This is a genomic window from Ehrlichia muris subsp. eauclairensis, from assembly GCF_051097115.1.
GTDB lineage: Bacteria > Pseudomonadota > Alphaproteobacteria > Rickettsiales > Anaplasmataceae > Ehrlichia > Ehrlichia muris.
The window spans coordinates 271,130-294,227 of record NZ_CP118226.1 but is presented as its reverse complement, the minus strand read 5'-3'; the positions used below and the strand labels follow the sequence as shown (position 1 = coordinate 294,227).

The window sequence follows — 23,098 nt, the reverse complement described above, 5'->3', positions numbered from 1 at the left end:
CTTATCACCATGCAGTAAAAAATCCCATAAACTTACAGCAACAGCACAGACAAATCAAGTACCCGACCTTACCCCCTTCTCATATATACGTTTTACCCATCTATATAGGCTATAATACTTTGAAAACACATCATATAATCAATTAAATATCTGTTTTACCACAACACTAAACACCATCTGAATTTTGTAAAACCTATACCACGTAGTAAAAAATCTCGTAAACTTACAGCACAGACAATCAAGTATCAGTATTGTCTTCCCTATTTCTACTTTTACCCTTATAGGCTAAATACTTTGAAAACACATTATATAAATCAATAAAATCTAAAAAAACTCTATGAATCGATAGTATAGAGACTAAAAATTAGAACATATTTTTTATCTCTATACTTTCCCTTGTTATAAGATTTACAATATTTAAAAATATATAAAATACATGCTAGGATATGTAACTTTATTATCAATCAAGATTAATTATAAAAAAACATAACTCCAACAATACTCTCTGTACTACCTTGTTACCATCATTTGTTTTATATGAGCAATTGCTTTCGCTGGATTCAAGCCTTTAGGACAAGTCTTCGTACAGTTCATAATAGTATGACAACGATATAACTTGAATGCATCATCAAGTACATCCAACCTACTATCTGATGCTTCATCCCTGCTATCAATAAGCCATCTATAAGCTTGCAATAACGCTGCTGGTCCTAAATATTTATCTGAGTTCCACCAATAACTAGGACAACTAGTACTACAACATGCACATAATATACAATCGTATATTCCATCCAATTTACTTCTATCTTCTATTGTTTGTAACCTTTCTTTGTTATGACTAGGTTCTTTAGCTTGTATCCATGGAGTAACTGATTCATATTGTTTATAAAAATTACTTAAATCAGGGACTAAATCCTTTATAACATGCATATGCGGTAAAGGATAAATATTTACATCTGATTTAATATCTGAAATTGCTTTTGTACAGGCTAAAGTATTAGTACCATCAATATTCATCGCACATGAACCACATATGCCTTCTCTACATGACCTCCTAAATGTTAATGTAGAATCAACTTCATTCTTAATCTTTATCAAAGCATCAAGTACCATTTGCCCACATTCATCAAGATCTATAAAGAATGTGTCAATTCTTGGATTTTCGTCATCATCTGGAGACCACCTATATATCTTAAAACATTTTACATTCTTTGCTCCTTCATGGACAGAATGGACTTTACCATTCTTATTAATTTTAGAATTCCTAGGTAAAAAAAATTGAACCATAGTAAAACCTTTTAAATAACCACCATAGAGATAGTATTAATATACCCTTTTTTGCGGAGGAAAATACTGAACATCATCTGTTAAAGTTGTCTTAGCAACATCCTTATATTTTATCCTCACAGAACAATTTGTAGAATTATACCACGCCAAACTATGCTTCATCCAGTTTTTATCATCACGATCGGGAAAATCTTCACGTGCATGAGCACCCCTACTTTCTTGACGATTCGCAGCACATTCCATTGTTACAACTGCTTGTGGCATCATATTAGTTAGCTCTAAGGCTTCAACTAAATCACTATTCCATATCATACTCCTATCCTCAACTGCAATTTCAGATAGAGATTCAGCAACACTTTTTATCTTTTCCTTGCCTTCTTCAAGTACTTCTTCTGTACGAAAAACAGCTGCATGATTTTGCATTACATTTTGCATATTACTACGTATTTCTGATACACGCAAACTTCCTTTTGAAAATCTCAAAGCATCAAATCTATCAATTATCCATTCTTCCGATGACTTCTTAACTGGAACATGTAACATACCAGGTTTAATTAACTCTTTAGCTCTAATTGCTGCTGCTCTTCCAAAAACTACTAAATCAAGCAATGAATTAGATCCTAAACGATTAGCTCCATGTACAGAAACACAAGCTGCTTCTCCTATGGCAAATAGCCCCGGTACTACTTGTTCCTTACTATTAGTCAAAGTTACAACTTCACCATGATAATTTGTAGGGATACCTCCCATATTATAATGAACAGTTGGCAAAACTGGTATTGGCTCTTTTACAACATCCACTCCAGCAAAAGTACGAGCAGTTTCACTAATACCTGGCAATCTTTCACTAATAACCTTTTCACCTAAATGGGATATAGATAAATACACATGATCTTTTTTTGGACCAACACCACGACCTTCTCTGATTTCTAAAGTCATCGCTCTACTAACAACATCACGAGACGCTAAATCTTTAGCTTTTGGAGCATAACGCTCCATAAATCTTTCCCCCTCAGAATTAAGTAAATATCCACCTTCTCCTCTACAACCTTCCGTTATCAAACATCCAGCACCATATATTCCAGTTGGGTGAAATTGTACAAATTCCATATCTTCTAGTGGTAAATTAATACGGGATACCATACCTCCCCCATCACCAGTACAAGTATGTGCGCTAGTAGCAGAAAAATATATCCTACCGTAACCACCTGTAGCAAGAACAACGATGTGAGCACGGAACCGGTGTAATGTACCATCACATAAGGACCATGCTAATACACCCTTACACTGACCTTCTTCATCCATTATTAAATCAATAGCAAAATACTCTACAAAAAATTTAGCATTATATTTTAAAGACTGTTGATACAATGTATGAAGTATTGCATGACCTGTCTTATCAGACGCAGCACATGTACGCACTGCTGGCTTACCCTTACCAAATTCTGTAGTCATTCCACCAAAAGGACGTTGATATATTTTACCATCACTAGTACGGGAAAAAGGAACCCCATAACGCTCAAGCTCGATTACAGCTTCTGCTGCATTTTTACACATGTATTCAATAGCATCCTGATCACCAAGCCAATCTGAACCTTTGACTGTATCAAACATATGCCATCTCCAGTCATCTTCAGAAACGTTACCTAATGCAGCACTGATACCACCTTGAGCTGCTACTGTATGACTTCGTGTAGGAAAGACTTTAGATATACATGCAACTGATAATCCAACATTAGTCATACCAAAAGTTGCTCTTAATCCTGCTCCTCCAGCTCCTACTATTACAACATCATATTCATGATCTATAATATCATATGCAGAACTAGACATTACAAAAAATAATATTTAAATAATAAACATAATTAGGCTATCACAATAACACAGCGAGTCAATATAATTCCTATGTTAAACAAGTTCATAATATAGCTTACAATTTTACAAAAAACTAATAATAAATAGCACGAATACTTATTAATAGAAAACGAGTAAAAAACTTTAAAAATTTAGAAAGTCAATCCTAAATTGCTAGCAATTCAACTACTATTGCTATATGTCATGATCACTGAACAGCACAACTAAGATTTTTTAAATCACTTGATTTATTAAGATACATAAAACCCTTAATAAGTGTATTCTCATTTTTATAACAACCTCACGTATATTAATCACGAAAAACCTATTTGATAAATATAAACCTCACTTACCATACTTATTCTATATGCTTACAATACTATTTTACTTTCAGAGCTGATAACGAAATAAAACTGACACCATCATTGTAATACATGTTACTAAATACTATCTATTTAATCACTATAATACATTGATTCTAAAATAGATTTGTTAAACTTATCAATGAATTCCTGTATACAGTCTGAAACTATAAACTCATTACCATCAGTAGTTTTTTATCAATAGCAAAACCATAACTGGTTTGACATATCATTTGATATACCTAGAGCACACAATGATAGTAGTTAACAACTTTTTTCTATATTTTCATATAACACTTTAAAAATACACTATATCAACTAACTACATTGTACATTCCACAAAGAACAAAAAATTCTAGCTAATTCAATACAAACCTATAACATAGAGAATTAAGGAGTAAAACATACCTTATTTTTTTATATATTTTTCTGACTACATAAATTGCAATAATTTTTCTACTAAAAATTTAATAATATTACTTGCACAATAGGAATCATTTTACTAGATCAACTACTTTCTGAAAAATGATCACTTGACAATTGCAACCTTGCTAACTTTGTATACAAACCATTCTGCTTACACATCAATGACTTGTGAGTACCTATATCATCAATGCATCCATTATTAAAAACAATTATCTTATCTGCCTTAACAATAGTTGATAACCGATGAGCTATCACAAGCATTGCTTTATTACTTTTTAAATTATCTAAAGCATCATGTATTAGTTGTTCGTTTTTTGAATCTAAAGATGATGTTGCCTCATCTAATATCAGCATACCCGAACCCTTCAAAATAGCTCTCGCTATCGCAATCCTTTGCTTTTGTCCTTCAGATAAACATAACCCTCTTTCTCCAACTAAAGAATCAAATTTATTTGGTAAACTTTCTATAAAATCAAGAATACAAGCTATTTTTGCTGCATTTCTTACATCTTCATACACAGCATTAGTTACCCCATAAGTTATATTATCCCATATTGTTCCAGAAAACATTATAGGGCTTTGAGGAATAATACTAAAAAGAGAACGGAGATTTTTTAAAGATAGTTCTTTTATATCAATACCATCAATAGTTACATTTCCTGTGTTTACATCATAGAAACGCAATAGTATATTTATTATTGTACTTTTACCACTACCAGAAGGTCCAACCAAAGCAACTACTTGGCCTTTATCAATAGTAAATGATACATTCTTTAATGCAGGATTGTCTAGTTTACTAGGATAACAAAAAGTGACATTATTGATTGAAATTTTATCTTTTATTTCCTGAATTTCATACGGATCTTTTACTTCAGTAATATCTTCTGGCATTAGCAATATTTTAGAAATATCTTCTGCAATTCTTATAGCTCTCTGTATATCATTCAAATTATCTCCCATATTATTCACCGAGCCAGCAGCTATTGCTGCATAAAATATAAAAGAAAAAAGAGAACCAACACTTATATTAGTACTTAATACTTCTTTAATCCCAAGTGACAGAACAAATCCTATAGATAGCATTACAGAAGTTATAATTAACGTAACCAATAACGCCCGTAAAACAATATACCTACTTGTTAGATTCAGTGTACTAGTAAGTAAATTTGAAAACTTTTGTTTTGTTATCTCTTCTTTTGAAAAAGATTGGATAACATATATGCCACGATATGTCTCCTCAACAAAAGAAGTTATATTATCTAGATTTACACGTACTTTACGCAATAACAATTTTACTTTTCTACCAAGAACAGTTAAGATTATTAGAATGACAGGAATCACTACTACAGTATACATAGTCAACTTAAAATTAGTATGCACTAACATTACAATACTACCAAGCAAAGTAGTTGCATTTCTAAGTACTGTCGACATACCAGTACTTAAGATTACTTGAAGCGTTGACGTATCTGCCATTAATCGTGTAATCAAACTTGATATACTATTATTCTCAAAAAATCTTGGAGAAAAATGTATGATTTTATTATACAACTTCAATCTAATATCAAGAACAACTTTTTCGCTCCCATAGCCAGTAAGCCATAACCGCAAAAAAGCTGTCAATGCTACTATTAAAACAACAACAAATAAAAATAATAAGGAGTTATTTATAGATACAACATCAGAAGTTGCAACCCATAAATCTACTAAATTATGCAATCCATAACCAAATGCTAAAATTGTTACAGAAGAAATAGCTACAACTAAATATGCAAATATGAAATACAATACATGAGGTTTTACAAATTGAAATAATACTTTCATTTTTATATCATAATATCAAATAATATCCTTATTTCAGATCTTAAAAAATCAAACAATTCATCATTTTTATCACTTATCCATGTACTTGAGGATTCATCATAACTAAATCGCACTGACCCACTAATAGGTGAAGCAATCCAAATTTGCATAGAAGGCTCATGTTTGTTAATAACATATACATTACCTTGGCTATCTGAGATCTTAACTACCCCATCGTAATTTTCACATTCCAATACCCCATCAATGTCTACTTTATCTATCATCTTAGTTAAAGTATTTAAGAGATTATAAGATAAACTTTGAAAATCAGACAGACATAAAGAGTGCGACACTTCTTTCTCCTTTATCATTTAGTTTATAGTAACGTATATTTATATAACATGAACCTCCATTAGCAAATGTAAAAATAAAATGAACTATACATTTACCACACTTAAGAAAGTATGTAACATCAATTAATAAGAACTAAATTTTTTTCACATTTTTAAGATCTTATATGATATTACTTGATATTTACTTAAGAAGTGAAAGCAGAAGTTAATTCCTTAACTTTCTTTATTACATCTTGTTCAATAGATAACCTAACACTATCACTAGCTTTTAAATTATCAATAACATCACACACTATATTACCAATCTTTTTAAATTCTGATTCTTGTAATCCTCTGGACGTCTCAGCAGCACTACCAAACCGCAAGCCAGAAGTTATAAAAGGTTTTTCTGGATCAAAAGGAATAGCATTTTTATTACAAATAACTCCTAATCTCTCTAAGGCAAGAACTGCATCTTTACCTGTAACACCCTTAGAACGTAAATCAAGAACAACCATATGAGAATCTGTACCACCTGTAACAACATCAAATCCTCTTTCTTTAAAAACTTCAACTAAAGTTCTAGAATTTTTTATTATCTGTTGTGCATAATCTTTAAAATTAGGTTTCAATGCTTCTCCAAATGCTACAGCTTTAGCAGCAATAACATGCATTAATGGACCTCCTTGCATACCGGGAAAAATAGAAGACTGAATCTTCTTATAAATATCTTCATGATTAGTCATTATCACTGCTCCCCTAGGACCACGCAATGTCTTATGAGTAGTAGAGGTGATAACATGTGCATATTCAACAGGTGAAGGAAATTCTCCAGCAGCAATCAATCCAGCATAATGTGCTATATCAGCTAAAAGATATGCTCCAACTTTGTCAGCTATTTCTCTAAATCTTTTAAAATTTATCACACGAGGATAAGAAGATGAACCAGCAATAATTAACGATGGATTATGTTCAATAGCCAATTTTTCTATCTCATCCATATCTATTAAACCAGTGTCACGATTAACTTGATATTGAACAGCATTAAACCACTTTCCAGAAATACTAGGAGCAGAACCATGAGTCAAATGACCACCACAATCAAGTGACATACCAATTACAGTATCACCTGGTTTTAATAATGCAGCAAATACTCCCTGATTAGCTTGTGAACCAGAATGTGGTTGAACATTTGCAAACCTACATCCAAATAATCTACACAAACGTTCAATCGCTAAATTTTCGACAATATCTGCAAAATGACACCCACAATAATACCTTTTACCTGGATAACCTTCAGCATACTTATTTGTGAATATAGAACCTTGGGCTTGTAATACCGCCTTACTAACAAAATTTTCTGACGCTATTAATTGTAATTCAGAATTTTGTCGATTTAACTCCCCAGAAATACAATCGAAAACCTCAGCATCAACCTCTTGTAAATCGTTATCTAAGATATACCTAACCATAGAAAGAACCCCGTAATAAATTATAAAAAAATCTTAACAGCGTTACTACAATATTAGATATAACTCTCTTGCTTACTATCTTAGTAATGTCATCTCTTCTTAATTTGAATTAGCATCTACATTACCACTATCTACACCATCATCAACGCTATCAAGCTTTAAACTCTCATTTCCCACATCACTTCCTTCTTCAGTTTCAGCTTTTTCTTTCTCTAACTTTTTCTTCTTTTCTGTATGCAACTTTTGCGCTTGTACAGCACCTAAACCATTCTTCACTACATAAAGCGTGATAGGAAGCACCAAATCAGGATGTAATTCCAAATTAACTACATATTCACCAATATACTTAATTACAGAATGAAAAAATATATTACGGTAATGTATATCGTATCCCTTATCAGACAATAACTTAGAGATGCACTTTGGTGTCACAGACCCAAATAGCTTTCCATCATCAGCTGCCTGTTTAGTTATAATTAGTAGCTCGCTTTCTAAAGACGACTTCAAAACCTTAGCTGCCTCCAATTTTTCTAAGTTCTCTCTTTCGATAAGTGAATATTGCTCTTCTAAGTTCTTTAAATTCTCCTTAGTTGCCCTAACTGCTTTCTTTTGCGTCAACAAATACCTAGCATATCCTGGCTTTACTTGAACAACCAACCCTGCTTTACCAAGATTTCTAACACCTTCTTTTAGAATAACTGATAACATATTAACCTACAAACAAATATCAACAATAAGGCAATAAGGCTAAATAACGAGCTCTTTTCACGGCAGTAGACAATAACCTCTGCTTCCTAGAAGAAACAGAAGTAATCCGACTAGGTAATATACGTCCATACTCTGAGGTAAATTTAGATAACAGAGCTTTATTCTTATAATCTATATCGTCATTTGGACATTGTTCTAATGGACAAGCTTTAGACCTCTTAAAATATGGCCTTTTGAGGTAAGCCAATGGAGAATAAGCAGTCGCCCCCGAATTATTAGAACTTGCTTTTTTATTTTTTTTTAACATAATAAATATCCAATTATACTTGACTTGCTTGTATCATCAGAGAATCACCTTTCGGCAACTTATCTTTCTTAAGGCACAGAAACCGTAAGATGTCTTCGTTTAATCTCACCTTACGTTTAAATTCATCCATGCTGCTAGGAGTTGCTTTTATATATATCATACAATAATGCCCTTTATTCATCTTATCTATGGTATAAGCAAAATCTAAAAGCCCCCAATATTCATACTTAAGAAGCTCAGCACCATTTTTTGTTAACAAGGATGATAACCCTTTAACTAAACCTTCTAACTCATACTGAGTTAAACCTTGCTGTGCTATAAAAGTAAACTCATATAAAGGCACATCTTCTCCTTAACAAAAACTAACTACGCCATTATATAAAATATTATACTATAATCAAGTTAATTATTTTTCTAATGAAATGTTTTTATCATTTGACATACACTAGATAATATACATCAGTCAATAATCTTAAATTTTTAAGCTCTGACTCCCTCTTTATCCTTGGATTTTTTCTTTTTAAAATTATTAGGAGTATATTTTTTTTCAAGAATATCCTGTATCGCAGATTCCACCTCTTGAATCTTGTCATGAGTGGATTCTGGCACTACTCCATCTATGTAAGTATTAAAGAGATAAAATATATTATAATAATATGAATTTACAAACCAAGCAGGTAACACCTCTTCATCTTCTTTCGCTGTAGACAATAAAGCATAACAAGAGGTTTCTATGACAAAAAACAGAAAATAAGAAAAAACTATCCCTTTCATAAATCCTATCAACAATCCACCAAATCTATCAATTACACTACACCTTGCTGAGGACACAAGATTCATAATCCACCCATTAACAACAATCACAGCAATAGTGATCAAGATAAAAACAGTAATCGTAGATAAAACCTCCGATATAATCTCAGATACAACATATTGACTATATAAATTAGAAAAATAACCCCGATACCGCATAGTTAATAATATTGATACACAGATACCAAACAACCCAAATATTTCTTTAATGAATCCCCTAAAAAGGCCAATTATAACTGATAGTAATATAATCCCAATTACTGCTACATCTAACATAAACCTACTTCTCGCTTTACAAAATCACTCTTCCTGGTTTGTAAAAAGATTACCATAGTTAACAAAATCACAGCTATCAAGTAAACATAAGTAACATGATAATGTTTTTTTAATGATAATGCTAATTCTATAATAGAATAACTATCATCCATGTCAGATGGTTCTATATAGCTCCAACTCGCTATATCTTTAATTTCTAGATGGCTATTAGATATGTTACCTATATCAACAGTAATACCAATCTTTTGATTCAAAAGATCAAGTAATGTACCTCGATATTCAAAATCTTGTATCTTATCCTTTAATGGAATAATTATTTCTTTGATTACTTGATTCTTACTTTCTACAGTAAGCTTCACAGAACTATCTTTCAAAATTACTAATGTAGTATCTAATTTAGAGAATGGCACAGTATCGTAAGGAGATACAAATAATTTAGCAATATAATTAGGCATAATTAGTATTACACCCATCATTAAAAGCATAATAGATTCGTACAACTTATTCTTTCTAATAAAATACCCCTGCATTGCCGCAGAAATACTTAATATACCAATTAAAGAAACAAAAATTATAAAAATATTATCCCAGATATTTGTGACATCATATAAAATAAGTTCACTATTGAATATAAATAAAAAAGGAACAATCATAGTCCTTATATTATATAAGAAAGACTGTATTCCTGTTTTAAATGCATTAGCTTTTGCAATAGCAGCTGCAGCATAAGAAGCTATCCCAACAGGAGGAGTTACATCTGCCATAATTCCAAAATAAAATACAAATAAATGAATAGCTATCTGAGGAACATACAAACCATTCTTATGTATAACAGAAGTTAAAATCGGGGCCATGAGCGTAGATACTATGATATAACACCCTGTTGCAGGCATACCCATACCTAACACTATACATATTACTGCTGTAACTAATAATGTAAAAAACAAATTACCATGAGCTATAGAATCAAGCAACCCACTAATTGATAAACCAAATCCAGTTAATGACACTACCCCTACTATTATTCCCGCTGCACCAGTTGCTACTGCAATAGCAATCATATTTTTAGAAGCCACAACCATAGCTTCATATACTTGCTTAACACCTCTACAAAATACAGAACACAAACTAAATATTTGTCTATCAAACAAAGCATATATCACATCTTTACTAAGCAACATAAAGATCAAAAATAAGTTTGTCCAAAAACAAGATAGTGCAGAAGATAATTTCTCAATGATTAAACACCATACTAAAATAAAAATTGGAATAAAATAATGAATACCATATTTAAAAGTTTCTGATAGCTTCGGATACTTGTTTTCCTCTTCAACATCTTCTACATTACCCTTACGTCGGCCTTTAAATTGATAAAATAATATGCCAACATACACAGAAATTAAAATTAGTGCTATACAATATATACTTTTATTGAGAAATATAGCCTTAACACCAGGTATATAGAACCCATATATACTAACCCCCTCTATCAGAACATAGATGACACATGAAACAACAATCAAACAAGCAACAGATATAATAAATCTTAAAAAACTTAAATAAATAGATCTCGCCTTAGTGAGATCAAGTACAGGACGCATATCTAATTTACATGCTTCTAGATGTACAATATAAAGTAAAGTGACATACACCATAATCGCAGGTACAAAAGCATATTTCACAATAGTAGCATAAGGAATAGACAAAAACTCAGACATTAAAAACGCTGCTGCACCCATTACTGGAGGCATAATTTGGCCATTAACACCAGCTGATACTTCTATGGCAGCTGCTTTTTCAGCACTAAGACCCATTTTTTTCATCAAAGGAATTGTGAAAGACCCTATAGTAATAGTATTAGCAACAGAAGAGCCAGACATCATACCCATAAATCCAGAAGCAATAACTGCAGCCTTAGCTGGACCACCAACAAACCTACCAAGCAAAGCAAACGAAAGTTTAATAAAAAAATTTCCAGCTCCTGCCTTATCTAAAAAAGCACCAAATAAAACATACAAAAATACAAAATTAGATGATACAGCAAGCGCTATACCAAAAACTCCTTCAGAAGACAACCACTCATGAGACGCTATAGCAGAAAAATTATATCCTTTATGGGCAATAATATCTGGAACATATCTCCCTAAATAAGCATACATTAAAAACATTAAAGCAATAATAGATATAGGAGCTCCAATAGCTCTCCTTGCTCCTTCCAATAGAAAAACAAGCCCAAAAAATGCTATGATTAAATCAACATCATTAGGCATCGCAATTCTGAAAGATAAATCTTCATAAAACGCAACAATATACAATACCGATATGCATGACAATATTGAACAAATCCAATCTAATGCTTTAAAATTTCGACTAAAATTCTTAGATACAGGTAAAAATAACAAGGAAAATGCAAATGCTAAATGAATAGCCCGAGACTTAATGTCAGGAAGCATTGCCCATTCCAAACCATGATCAACTAGCCAGAAAGGTAATGGAGATGCTATAAACAACTGAAAACAAGCCCATAAAAACGCTATAAAACTTACTGTATAACTAGTAATTCCACTATCTTTATCAATTCTAGAGGAAGCTAACTCTCTATCTATTAAATCCTGTATGTGCCCTGCTTCCTTTTTCATTATATTAATTAATCCCTTTTCCACCACTTCATCAGTTAATAACACTACATACTTTTTACGTCAATAAAATATGACTCCTAAAGTAGTATCCGTACTTTCCTAAAATACACTTAACATAAAACAACATACGGATATTTCAATCAACCTAAATAAAAACATTGAATAACTATGTTCAATTTCACTCAAAATTATTATTTATTCTGTATGTTGATACTTACTAATTTAAGTCTGTTAACTTAATGTACTATCAGGGACCATATACAAAAATGTACTTTTATTAATATATACATAAAAACCATTTTTTAAATTCTGACATAACTAGACAATTTACTTTATAATGAAATGCTTATTTTTCCCGTACATCCTAATTAAAAACATAATTAATTATACAAAAAAACTTACAGTAGCGAATATATCTTTTATTTGTTAGAATCAACCTTAGGAAATAGAACAACTTATAACTTAGATATGTCTACAAAAACCCTCTACGTCTGCCAAGTGTGTGGCAACCAAACACATAGATGGGTTGGAAAATGTAATGCATGCGGTAGTTGGGATAGTATTATTGGTGAAACAGCTACAGAACATTTAATAAACACACAATATAACTCTGAAGTAAAGTTAAGTTCATTATCTGATAAAAATACTGCAACTCCATCACGCTTTATTACTAAAATAAATGAATTAGATAGAGTATTTGGAGGTGGAATAGTATTAGGAAGTAGCACCCTTGTAGGAGGCGAACCTGGTGTAGGAAAATCAACACTTTTACTACAATTAACAGCAATTTTAGATAAGTATCTTCCCACATGCCTTTATGTATCAGGTGAGGAATCTATAGATCAAATCAAAATCAGAGCAGACCGACTACAAATCAATCAATCTAATATTCAATTATTATCCACTTCATCATTATCCGACATTATCTCTTCTCTTAAAAAAAATAAAGATTTCAAATGTGTTGTTATTGATTCAATACAAACTATATATGACACTAGAATATCATCATCACCTGGAACAGTAGTGCAAATACGCATGTGTACCCACGAGTTGATTACTTTCACAAAACAACATAATATCATACTATTTATACTAGGACAAATAACAAAAGATGGACAAATAGCTGGACCAAAAACTTTAGAGCATATTGTAGACACAGTATTATATTTTGAAGGAGAAAATAATAGTCAATTACGCATTCTACGCACAGTAAAAAATAGATTTGGACCTACTAATGAAATCGGTGTATTTGAGATGTCTGATAAAGGACTAATACCTGTAAAAAACCCATCATCTCTCTTTCTAGCTAAGTCACAAAATAATAATATAACTGGTAGCGCAGTTTTTGCTGGTATTGAAGGATCAAGACCTATATTAATGGAAATACAATCATTAATTGCAAATACAAACATGGTCACTCCAAGAAGAGCAGTAGTTGGTTGGGATGTTAATAGATTAGCAATGATCATCGCTGTACTAACTGCAAAATGCAATATATTTCTAGGAGATAAAGAAGTATATCTTAATATCGCTGGCGGACTAAAAATATGTGAACCAGCTGCAGATTTAGCTATTGCAGCATCTTTAATATCGAGCTTTATTAATATAGCTATACCACCTTCAACAATAATATTGGGAGAAATTGCTTTGTCAGGAGAAGTAAGAAACATATCAAGTATTGATGCACGTTTAAAGGAAGCTTATAAACTAGGCTTTACAAGAGCTATCATTCCACTTAATAATAAGCATATCTTTTCTGAGATTAATATCGTAGAAATAGGTCATATAAAAACACTAAAGAAATACCTTATTGAACTATGAGAATAATTGCCACAACTTTACTAGCATGTTTTCTAATCTTTGTTGTGATATTCACAAAAGTGTTATTAAACCAAAATGTTACAACTGATGTTACAAACAGAATAGTACTACCTATACTTTTTACAGAAGACCAAGTATTTGATACAAATGATTTAATCGGGCACCCATATATACTCAATGTATTTGCCTCTTGGTGCACAACATGTCAAGAAGAACACAGTTTATGGGTAGAGATTGCTAAGAAAAACATAATAAAAATATACGGCATAGATTATCTTGATACAGAACATAAAGTACAAGAATGGCTTAAAAATCATGGAAATCCATATACTAAAGTAGCAAAAGATTACTCTGGAAAAGTAGGTAATGTGTTAGGAGTAACTGGAGTACCTGAAACTTTTGTATTTGATCAAAATGGTAAAATATTACTACACATACATGGCAGTATATCTAAAGATATATGGGAAGAGCAAATACTAAAACTTATACAATAAAATGGATAATATTATCCATAACAATCTTTTAACGTCCAAGCACCACATACTTAACTTATACATATATCCTCAAAATTCATACAAAAATACATTTAAAATTATAATAGCAATAATTTTCAACGACTTATGTCTTACAAATCTAACTATATACTTCAATATCTTTAACTATTTACCTGTATATTAAAATATGTTATAGTAAGCTGGTTTTGTATCAATTTATGATTTGTTAAGTAATGACTGTTACACAATCTCAGTTGGAACTTCTAATAAGGGATGCTTTCCCAGAAGCCGAAATAACCATTACTAGCCTTGTAAATGATAATAATCACTATTCAATTAAGGTGATCTCAAATCGGTTTCAAGGGAAATCAAAACTAGAACAGCATAGAATGATATATAAAATACTAGATGGGTTAAATATACACGCAATACAAATACAAACGGGATGTAAATAATATACTATGACAAGTAATATAACAGACAAAATAAAACACGATATAGAAAACAACGATGTAGTTCTATACATGAAAGGCGATGCTGACTTCCCACAATGTGGATTCTCTAGTGTAGTAGTTAGCATCTTAAAAAAAATGAATGTTAAATTCAAGAGCATTAACGTGTTAGAAGATTTAGAATTACGTGAAGCTATTAAAGAATTTACAAACTGGCCTACTATTCCACAATTATATGTCAAAGGTGAGTTTATTGGTGGATGCGATATAGTTAAGGAAATGTATCACAGTGGAGAGCTCCAAGAACTGCTAAGTAAAAACAATTTAATGGTAGCTCAATAGTGCAAATATGTTTATTTTAGTTAATCATGGTCAAGCAAGAAGAAGCTAAGCTAGAGTTAGAGAAATTAAATGAACAAATACAGCGTCATGATATTCTTTATCATATACAGAACAATCCAGAAATAAGTGATGCTGAATATGATGAGTTATGTCGTAAAAGAAATTTAATCCTTGAGGTTTTTCCAAGACTTGCATCAAGCAATGGTTACCAAAACAATGTAGGTGGTTCTCCGGATATAAGGTTCGTCAAAGTAAAACATGAAGAAAGAATGCTCTCTTTAGATAATGCCTTCAATCAGCAAGACGTAGAGAAATTTATAACAAGAACTAAAAAGCTCTTAAATATAAATGATGATCAATCAATATCCATGTCTTGTGAATTAAAAATCGATGGGTTATCATTCTCCGTTATATATAAAAAAGGAGAAATTTTTCAAGCATCTACGAGAGGCAATGGATATTTTGGAGAAAATATTACGAACAATGTTAAAATTATAAAAAATCTACCACACATTATTCACAACGCACCAGATTTCCTAGAAGTAAGAGGGGAAATATACATAGACCGCAGTGATTTTATACAACTTAATAACGATGGAAATAACTTCGCAAATCCACGTAATGCTGCAGCTGGATCCGTAAGACAATTAGACTATACTATTACTGCTCAACGCAAACTAAAATATTTTATGTACACAATAGTCAACACTACATGTATAACACAAGAAGAATTACTAGACCAATTAAAAACTTGGGGTTTTTGTGTTAATGAATATACTATTACTACAAGCAATATTGAAGAAGCTTTCAACTTTTACAATCAAGTTTATAACAATAGAAGCAACATCAATTATGATATTGATGGTATAATATACAAAGTCAATGATATAAAATCACAACATATTCTCGGAAACACAAGTAAATCACCAAGGTGGGCTATAGCTTATAAGTTTCCTGCTGCAGAAGCAAAAACTCAACTAAATAAAATTTTTATACAAATTGGGAGAACTGGTGTACTAACACCCATTGCAGAACTTTCTCCCATAAATATTGGTGGTGTTATAGTTACAAGAGCAAGTTTACATAATAAAAATGAAATAGAGCGTAAAGATATACGTGAAGGGGACTATGTCATTGTCAAAAGAGCAGGAGATGTAATACCCCAAGTAGTTGATGTAGACAAAAACTTAAGAACTCAAGAATTAACAAAATTTGCTTTCCCAACAACATGTCCATCATGTGGTAGCAGTTTATACCAAACAAAACAAGAAGTATCAATATATTGTACCGGAGAATTATTTTGCAAAGACCAAGTCTTAGCAAAAATAAAGCATTTTGTTTCAAAAGATGCTTTCAACATTATAGGATTTGGTAAAAAACAGCTATTATTTTTTTATGAACAAGGATTAATAACAAGCATTGTTGATATATTTACATTAGAAGAAAAAATAAGTAACAGCGATTTCAAATTAGAGTCATTACACGGATGGGGTGAAAAATCCATGAGTAATTTATTCTCTGCTATAAACAACAGTAAAGTAATTAGTTTAGAAAACTTTATTTTCGCATTAGGAATCAGGTTTGTAGGAAAATATATAGCAAAAATACTTGCTAAATACTTTTCATCATATCAAGAATGGTATAATGAAATGCTTAAACTAGCGCAGGATGAAAATTATTTACTTAATATACAAGAAATAGGATCCAAAACTATAAGCTCGCTGAAAACGTTTTTTACTGAACAACATAACTTAAATATGATTAATGATTTAGTAAAATATCTAACAATAACAAATACAAAGTCTATTTCTTATTTATCACCTATCCATGGAAAAACTGTAGTTTTTACTGGTGAACTATCAAGCATGTCAAGATCTGAAGCAAAAGTAAGGTCAGAAACTGCAGGTGCAAAAGTGTCTTCATCATTATCAAAAAATACAGATTTCTTGATTATAGGCAATAACCCAGGATCAAAATATAAAAAAGCACAGTCTCTCAATATACAGATCCTAACTGAAGATTCATGGCTACAATACACTGAACAAAATGAAAGTTAAATTTTCATATCAAAAACAATTTAAGTGATCTTGAAAGATCTCATCTTAACAAATGCTACTATATGACATCTGTTAGTGTTATAATACATAATTATCTTTCTTATCATTATGTTAAACTATACATCATAATACTACAGCCTTTCATAAATTACGATACAATAACTTCAAAATCATTTTGTAAATGGACAATATACATTCAAATTTTTTTCTATTTAACACACATTTTGTAATCAACTACACCAACCTATACCTCCATGAAAGTACATAATAATATCTGTATGACAATCACCAAACACTTGATATAAAACCTACTTACTAAAATTAATAATACTAACCTACACTTCTATAAAAATCTTTATAATATCTATTAGCTATTATCCAACATTTGCTACAGAAACCCCTCTCTTTAATCAAAATATTAAGTTAAAGCCCATATTTCTATAAGACAAACTATAAGATTTACATAGTCAATACTTGGACAGAATAATACCTATATTCTTAATTAATAATGCTAAGCCTACATTTCTGTCAAAGTAGTTACAATGTCCATATAATTATCATCTAACACTTGTGCTGACACTATAATTTTAGATTTACCTTGCATAAATTTTTCAACTTCTCGTCCGAAAAATTCATACCTCCAACCTTTCATGATATGACTAAATTTACCATTAAGAAATCTAACTAGACTGCCTTTAGAAGCAACCAACTTTTGTGAGATATTGTTTTTATAGCATACATTATACAACAATATAAGTAATATATTTAAAACAGATTGATTATAATTATTAACATTTACACCACATAAATCATTAATATCAACAGAACGATTACTATCAATAACTTTTAAAAGATCAGATACTGTATCATGTGATAAATATTCCTTCTTTATGTATTTACTTAAAGTGGTAATATCACCTTTTTTTATAAAATCTCTAACTAAATACAGCACTACTTTGTTCTTTAATATAAATTCACGGTTCAGATTAAAAAACTGAGCTAATTTTTCTCGCCATTCAATAACAGATTTAACAACAATAATTTCCTCTTTTGTAATATCAGAAGCAAAATCTGGAATATTACAAATATTACTATAGTTAACCTCCTGTAACACGATACTATTCATTTCTTCCAAAAACCACGATAACCTTCCAGCATTTACTAAATTGTTATATAATATCTTATAAAGTTCATATAAATATATAACATCGTTCAGTGCATATTGAATTTTATCAACAGACACTGGACGAAGCTCCCAGTTAGATCTTTTTAAACTCAGTTTATCTAATGAAATACCTAAAAGTTGCTCTACTAACTTAGAGTATCCAACTGAATTATCATAACAATAACAAAACATAGCAGCAATTTGAGTATCAAATATAGGGCTAGGAATTTCTGGAAATTTCGTTAACAATGCATCCACATCTTGTCTGCAATCATGAAAAACTTTTATTATATTTTTATTATAAAAAATATCTCCTAAAACTGATAAATCCATGCCACTTGCTAAAACATCAACAACAAACTGTTCTTCAGCACATGCAATTTGTATTAGACACAATTTAGGATAATATTCACTACCACTTCTTATGAATTCAGTATCAACTGCAATAAATTCAGGCTGTAATACGAGTAGCCGATTACATATACTTTCTAACTCTTTAACATCATCAATTAACATATACTTTCATTTTTCTCCACAATCTAAAAAACTCCAATATAGGGACACCTCATATCAAGTCATCATACAGGATGCATTTGCTCTAATATCTATTAAAATTACCAATAGCATACCAATATTTCACGTGTATTATCAATTTATATTAGATTATTATTTATCTTGAAAATCATCTAAAACCGAAATAGCAGACTAATATTAACTTTATTGTTTACAGTCAGCAAAATTGTTAAAACTTATATCACTTTAATTATCTTGATAATCTTGACATTTCATAAATGTCAACTTAACCACACCACCATCTTTTATATTATAAAAATTTATTGTTGCATTATGTTCATCCAGTATTTTTTTCACTATGGATAAACCCAATCCTGTACCTTGAACACGAGTTGTAACATAAGGTTCTGTAAGTTTCTCTATAAGTTCCTCTGGGAATCCTATTCCATTATCTTGAACTTGCACACTGACATGATCTTCATTATCAACCACACCAATTGTTATTAGACCTTGAACATTAGATTTCATGTCAATCGATTCACATGCATTTTTGAATAAGTTAATAAAAACATGATTAATCTGACTTTTATCTAATACAACAAAAATTGGCTTACTTGGTATGTCCAACTCATAATGCACAACACCACGACTAAACTGTCCAGAAAATGCTAATTCTTTTATTACACTACAAATGTCATGTCTGATTAACACAGGATCTGACATTTTTGCAAATTTAGCAAACTCATCAACTATACATCTAATACTTGTAACATGGCGAATTATTGTATCAATATATCTTCCAAAACTTTCCTTATCAGAAACAACTTCATGTTGATACTTACTACTTAACCTTTCAGCAGCAAGATATATTGGAGTAATAGGATTCTTTATTTCATGAGCTATTCTTCTCGCAACATCAGACCACGCAGCTGATCTCTGCGCATCAACTAAACTTGAAATATCATCAAATGTAATAATATATCCTTTATTAATACTACCAAGTACTTTTATTCTAACAGATAAAGTAAAAGACTTCCTATTCCTTAAAACAGTAATCTCATCTTGCATTTTAGCACTTTTAATCAACTCAGACATTTCAGGAAATACATCACTAAGCTCTGCATGAAGAATATCATTAGGAGCTGATAATTCCTTTGCCTTATCATTCATCAAAGTAATCATACCTGCACAATTGACCGCTATTATTCCAGAAGAAACACCTGATAAAACAGCTTCTATAAATTCCCTCCTCTCATTCATATCCTGATAAAGTTTTATTAACTGTGAACGCTGACTATTAAGCTGTGAGGTCATCTGATTGAATGCACGCGCAAGTGTAGACATTTCTTCTCCAATTCGCCCTTCTTCTATCCTGAAAGATAAGTCACCTTTTTGAATCTTACGTGTAGCATAGAATAAATCCAATAATGGACGAACTATATCACCAGAAAAATTGATCCCATACCAAATAGCAGTAAATAACAATAATAACGATATTAAAATAAATATCATAGAAAACTGTATTTGTAACGATGATATTTGTGATCGCAGATTCCTATAAGATTTAACTGCCCCCTTCGTTGCCAACAAATGGGAAGTGATTTTTCTATCTATAAAACGACTTACCATAATATAAGTAGATGAGAATCTATCAAGCAAAAGGAAAGCTCGTATCATATCCTCTTTTATCACGATAACAATCCTATCATTGCTATCTAAACCATACCATTCTGTCATATCAAAACCCAACACAAAACTAAACCTACTACCCGCTAACACCCTACCTGGTTCAAAAATTAACACCTCAGCTAACCCTAACAAATCCGCTTTAGATTTTACAATATTTTGTAATGCTACTTTATCATAATTCAATATTACCTTATGATCAGATATATAATGTGAAATAGCCAAAATATCAGAACGAATATTTCTTTTATGTTCTCTTAAATAAGCTTCTGCTACTTGTATAGACTCATGCATCACAGCTTCAACTTTTTTATTAAACCAAGATTGAATGCTATAATTAAAAAATAAAGTAGAAAAACCCGAAATCACAATTGTTGGTATAATAGCTACTACAGAAAACATCAGAACAATTTTTGTTTGCAAATGAGAACCTAACCGTCTCCTTTTTTTTTGTATCCACATATTAATCAATCTATGAGATACACTAGTGATCAATAGCAAAAACAATATCAGATCAAAAAATACCAACTTAATAGCCTTACCATGATCAGGCCCAAGTGGATCATCATGATGAAAAACAACACAATAGGTTATAATTGAAAATAAAAAAATAGATATTGCTAAAAATGAAGCAATAATTTTAAAGAATTTAAACCTACTTATATTGCTACATACCTTTATAAACCAGTTTTTCATTAGGATATTACATGCGTGAGAAACTACTCATAACAAATGTAAACGGATCAACTTCTTAGGTTGACATAGCATAGAATAGCGACTTAAAGAAACTTAACACTTAGAATATTACAAAAAGAACGCTATAAACTCCCAACATATAAAAACATTAAAATATTCATAGCGTATTATATGATCTTAGCCTTCTAACACCTCAAGGTTAACTGCTGAAAACTTTCCATTACTCTTATCAAGTTGATACTTAACTTTTTGGCCTTCTCTTAAACCATCAATTTTACTCCTTTGTAGTGCAGTAATATGGACAAAAATATCCTTAATATCTTGACCAATATTCCTTACTTTATTACCTTGATCTTTACAAATAAAACCATAACCCTTTTCTGAACTAAACCACTTCACATATCCAGTGTAAGTTGAATCATCCACTAACCGTTGAGACATTCAAAATCCTTAAAAATTAAAATAAACGCATAGACTATACTGCTAAGAACATACTAATTAACAATAATACGTACTAAAACATACAATACCATGTTATATCAAGGGTAAAGGTTAATATATTTTTTGCAAGAAAAATATTAACTTTTACACTAAATCAGAAATACATGATGCAGCTTTTATCATCAATTATATTAAATTACACATCATATCATTTAATGTTGGACTATATTTGGATTATATTAATAATTTATTGATTCTAACCAAAATTAAGTATATACAGGCATATACTCATATTACTTCAGACTATGCATCTATTTTGTTTTGGATATGGATATACAGCTAGGTTCCTTACACAAAAACTCCTACCCTTAAAATGGAAAATCAGTGGAACATCATTCCATAAAGTCACACATACACATAACAAGAATGTGCATTTATTAGATTATAACTTTCCATTGCCAGAATATATCTTCTCTGATGTAACACATGTACTAATATCAATTCCACCAGAGGGAGATAGTGTTCTTCAAAAATACTACAATTTTTTAAAAAAAATTAAATGGCTAGGCTATTTATCAGCAACAAACGTATATGGTGACCACAACGGTGATTGGGTTGATGAAACATCTTCAACAAATCCCTCAACTCCCAACGGCATTAGAAGGTTAAAGCAAGAAAAAATATGGGATAACTCTAACCTCCCTATACATATCTTTAGACTTTCAGGTATATATGGACCAACTCGTAACGTACTATGTAATTTAATACAAGGTAATGTTAAATACGCTATTAGTAACACTATATTCTCTCGTATACATGTAGACGATATAGCAAATATTTTATTTACATCAATACACAATCCCAACCCTGGTAGTGTATATAACTGTTCAGATGATTTCCCATCATCATATTCAAACATAGTTAAATATGGAGCTCAATTATTAAACATTACAATACCTAAACCAATGCACTTTGAAGATTTATCAGATAATATGAAAAAATTTTATTCCGAAAGAAAATTAGTAAGTAATTTGAAGATAAAAAACGAATTAAATATATCATTACAATACCCTAGTTATATCCAAGGATTACAAAATCTTATCAAAATCGAAATACCTTAATTAACGAACAATATCTTCAAATACTTAGTAG

General features: G+C 30.9%; 19 protein-coding genes. 6 read left to right on the top strand and 13 right to left on the bottom strand.

The window, feature by feature from the left end:
* Positions 1 to 510 precede the first annotated feature (510 nt).
* The 10 genes from PVA18_RS01205 to PVA18_RS01160 form a co-directional block, all read right to left on the bottom strand.
* Positions 511 to 1,287 carry a succinate dehydrogenase iron-sulfur subunit gene (locus PVA18_RS01205; protein ID WP_045804839.1) on the bottom strand — a complete coding sequence of 259 codons (777 nt, stop codon included), beginning with the start codon at positions 1,285 to 1,287 and terminating at the stop codon, positions 511 to 513.
* 36 nt (positions 1,288 to 1,323) lie between these two features.
* Positions 1,324 to 3,120, bottom strand: coding sequence for a succinate dehydrogenase flavoprotein subunit (sdhA, locus tag PVA18_RS01200; protein ID WP_045804840.1), 1,797 nt, complete (start codon positions 3,118 to 3,120; stop codon positions 1,324 to 1,326).
* Between the two features lie 890 nt (positions 3,121 to 4,010).
* Positions 4,011 to 5,753 carry an ABC transporter ATP-binding protein gene (locus PVA18_RS01195; RefSeq protein WP_045804841.1) on the bottom strand — a complete coding sequence of 581 codons (1,743 nt, stop codon included), beginning with the start codon at positions 5,751 to 5,753 and terminating at the stop codon, positions 4,011 to 4,013.
* Between the two features lie 2 nt (positions 5,754 to 5,755).
* Complete coding sequence (gene cyaY, locus PVA18_RS01190; protein ID WP_231568506.1) at positions 5,756 to 6,103, bottom strand: iron donor protein CyaY; 348 nt, start codon at positions 6,101 to 6,103, stop codon at positions 5,756 to 5,758.
* 167 nt (positions 6,104 to 6,270) lie between these two features.
* Positions 6,271 to 7,536 carry a serine hydroxymethyltransferase gene (gene glyA / locus PVA18_RS01185; RefSeq protein WP_045804842.1) on the bottom strand — a complete coding sequence of 422 codons (1,266 nt, stop codon included), beginning with the start codon at positions 7,534 to 7,536 and terminating at the stop codon, positions 6,271 to 6,273.
* Positions 7,537 to 7,635: 99 nt separating this feature from the next.
* Entirely contained in the window at positions 7,636 to 8,244 is a 609-nt protein-coding gene (gene rplI, locus PVA18_RS01180) for a 50S ribosomal protein L9 (RefSeq protein WP_045804843.1), read from the bottom strand.
* Positions 8,245 to 8,263: 19 nt separating this feature from the next.
* Complete coding sequence (rpsR, locus tag PVA18_RS01175; RefSeq protein WP_045804844.1) at positions 8,264 to 8,551, bottom strand: 30S ribosomal protein S18; 288 nt, start codon at positions 8,549 to 8,551, stop codon at positions 8,264 to 8,266.
* Positions 8,552 to 8,564: 13 nt separating this feature from the next.
* Positions 8,565 to 8,894, bottom strand: coding sequence for a 30S ribosomal protein S6 (rpsF, locus tag PVA18_RS01170; protein ID WP_006011331.1), 330 nt, complete (start codon positions 8,892 to 8,894; stop codon positions 8,565 to 8,567).
* 137 nt (positions 8,895 to 9,031) lie between these two features.
* Entirely contained in the window at positions 9,032 to 9,640 is a 609-nt protein-coding gene (locus tag PVA18_RS01165; RefSeq protein WP_045804845.1) for a CvpA family protein, read from the bottom strand.
* Complete coding sequence (locus PVA18_RS01160; protein WP_045805027.1) at positions 9,634 to 12,279, bottom strand: TRAP transporter permease; 2,646 nt, start codon at positions 12,277 to 12,279, stop codon at positions 9,634 to 9,636. Before PVA18_RS01160 ends, PVA18_RS01165 begins: the two co-directional genes overlap by 7 nt.
* Before the next feature lie 468 nt (positions 12,280 to 12,747).
* Between PVA18_RS01160 and radA the strand changes: the two genes are divergently transcribed.
* From radA to ligA, 5 genes are all read left to right on the top strand, one after another.
* Positions 12,748 to 14,100, top strand: a complete 1,353-nt coding sequence (gene radA, locus PVA18_RS01155) for a DNA repair protein RadA (protein WP_045804846.1) — start codon at positions 12,748 to 12,750, stop codon at positions 14,098 to 14,100.
* Positions 14,097 to 14,594: a DsbE family thiol:disulfide interchange protein gene (locus PVA18_RS01150; protein ID WP_045804847.1), complete on the top strand. Its 498-nt coding sequence runs from the start codon at positions 14,097 to 14,099 to the stop codon at positions 14,592 to 14,594. The genes radA and PVA18_RS01150 overlap by 4 nt, the downstream gene beginning before the upstream one ends.
* A gap of 233 nt (positions 14,595 to 14,827) precedes the next feature.
* Entirely contained in the window at positions 14,828 to 15,049 is a 222-nt protein-coding gene (locus PVA18_RS01145; RefSeq protein ID WP_045804848.1) for a BolA/IbaG family iron-sulfur metabolism protein, read from the top strand.
* 6 nt (positions 15,050 to 15,055) lie between these two features.
* Positions 15,056 to 15,388 (top strand): Grx4 family monothiol glutaredoxin, encoded by a 333-nt coding sequence (gene grxD / locus PVA18_RS01140; RefSeq protein WP_024072317.1) that lies wholly within the window; start codon positions 15,056 to 15,058, stop codon positions 15,386 to 15,388.
* A 26-nt stretch (positions 15,389 to 15,414) separates the two neighbouring features.
* Positions 15,415 to 17,445, top strand: a complete 2,031-nt coding sequence (ligA, locus tag PVA18_RS01135) for an NAD-dependent DNA ligase LigA (protein WP_045804849.1) — start codon at positions 15,415 to 15,417, stop codon at positions 17,443 to 17,445.
* A 517-nt stretch (positions 17,446 to 17,962) separates the two neighbouring features.
* On the opposite strand, the gene PVA18_RS01130 is transcribed toward ligA, so the two are convergent.
* The 3 genes from PVA18_RS01130 to PVA18_RS01120 form a co-directional block, all read right to left on the bottom strand.
* Entirely contained in the window at positions 17,963 to 19,126 is a 1,164-nt protein-coding gene (locus tag PVA18_RS01130) for a ribonuclease D (protein ID WP_045804850.1), read from the bottom strand.
* Between the two features lie 243 nt (positions 19,127 to 19,369).
* On the bottom strand, positions 19,370 to 21,505 hold the full coding sequence (locus PVA18_RS01125) for a sensor histidine kinase NtrY-like (RefSeq protein ID WP_045804851.1): 2,136 nt from the start codon (positions 21,503 to 21,505) through the stop codon (positions 19,370 to 19,372).
* A 177-nt stretch (positions 21,506 to 21,682) separates the two neighbouring features.
* Complete coding sequence (locus PVA18_RS01120; RefSeq protein WP_045804852.1) at positions 21,683 to 21,946, bottom strand: cold-shock protein; 264 nt, start codon at positions 21,944 to 21,946, stop codon at positions 21,683 to 21,685.
* A 305-nt stretch (positions 21,947 to 22,251) separates the two neighbouring features.
* Between PVA18_RS01120 and PVA18_RS01115 the strand changes: the two genes are divergently transcribed.
* A complete protein-coding gene (locus PVA18_RS01115; protein WP_045804853.1) occupies positions 22,252 to 23,067 on the top strand; it encodes an SDR family oxidoreductase in 816 nt (271 codons plus the stop codon).
* Positions 23,068 to 23,098: the final 31 nt, after the last annotated feature.

Bases quoted from the DNA above. Each gene is read 5' to 3' on its own strand.
- rpsR (WP_045804844.1), bottom strand. From the start codon at position 8,551: ATGTTAAAAAAAAATAAAAAAGCAAGTTCTAATAATTCGGGGGCGACT.
- glyA (WP_045804842.1), bottom strand. From the start codon at position 7,536: ATGGTTAGGTATATCTTAGATAACGATTTACAAGAGGTTGATGCTGAG.
- ligA (WP_045804849.1), top strand. From the start codon at position 15,415: ATGGTCAAGCAAGAAGAAGCTAAGCTAGAGTTAGAGAAATTAAATGAA.
- PVA18_RS01150 (WP_045804847.1), top strand. From the start codon at position 14,097: ATGAGAATAATTGCCACAACTTTACTAGCATGTTTTCTAATCTTTGTT.
- PVA18_RS01125 (WP_045804851.1), bottom strand. From the start codon at position 21,505: ATGAAAAACTGGTTTATAAAGGTATGTAGCAATATAAGTAGGTTTAAA.
- PVA18_RS01205 (WP_045804839.1), bottom strand. From the start codon at position 1,287: ATGGTTCAATTTTTTTTACCTAGGAATTCTAAAATTAATAAGAATGGT.
- PVA18_RS01195 (WP_045804841.1), bottom strand. From the start codon at position 5,753: ATGAAAGTATTATTTCAATTTGTAAAACCTCATGTATTGTATTTCATA.
- radA (WP_045804846.1), top strand. From the start codon at position 12,748: ATGTCTACAAAAACCCTCTACGTCTGCCAAGTGTGTGGCAACCAAACA.
- rplI (WP_045804843.1), bottom strand. From the start codon at position 8,244: ATGTTATCAGTTATTCTAAAAGAAGGTGTTAGAAATCTTGGTAAAGCA.
- PVA18_RS01130 (WP_045804850.1), bottom strand. From the start codon at position 19,126: ATGTTAATTGATGATGTTAAAGAGTTAGAAAGTATATGTAATCGGCTA.
- PVA18_RS01160 (WP_045805027.1), bottom strand. From the start codon at position 12,279: ATGAAAAAGGAAGCAGGGCACATACAGGATTTAATAGATAGAGAGTTA.
- PVA18_RS01145 (WP_045804848.1), top strand. From the start codon at position 14,828: ATGACTGTTACACAATCTCAGTTGGAACTTCTAATAAGGGATGCTTTC.
- PVA18_RS01115 (WP_045804853.1), top strand. From the start codon at position 22,252: ATGCATCTATTTTGTTTTGGATATGGATATACAGCTAGGTTCCTTACA.
- PVA18_RS01120 (WP_045804852.1), bottom strand. From the start codon at position 21,946: ATGTCTCAACGGTTAGTGGATGATTCAACTTACACTGGATATGTGAAG.
- sdhA (WP_045804840.1), bottom strand. From the start codon at position 3,120: ATGTCTAGTTCTGCATATGATATTATAGATCATGAATATGATGTTGTA.
- grxD (WP_024072317.1), top strand. From the start codon at position 15,056: ATGACAAGTAATATAACAGACAAAATAAAACACGATATAGAAAACAAC.
- PVA18_RS01165 (WP_045804845.1), bottom strand. From the start codon at position 9,640: ATGTTAGATGTAGCAGTAATTGGGATTATATTACTATCAGTTATAATT.
- cyaY (WP_231568506.1), bottom strand. From the start codon at position 6,103: ATGATAAAGGAGAAAGAAGTGTCGCACTCTTTATGTCTGTCTGATTTT.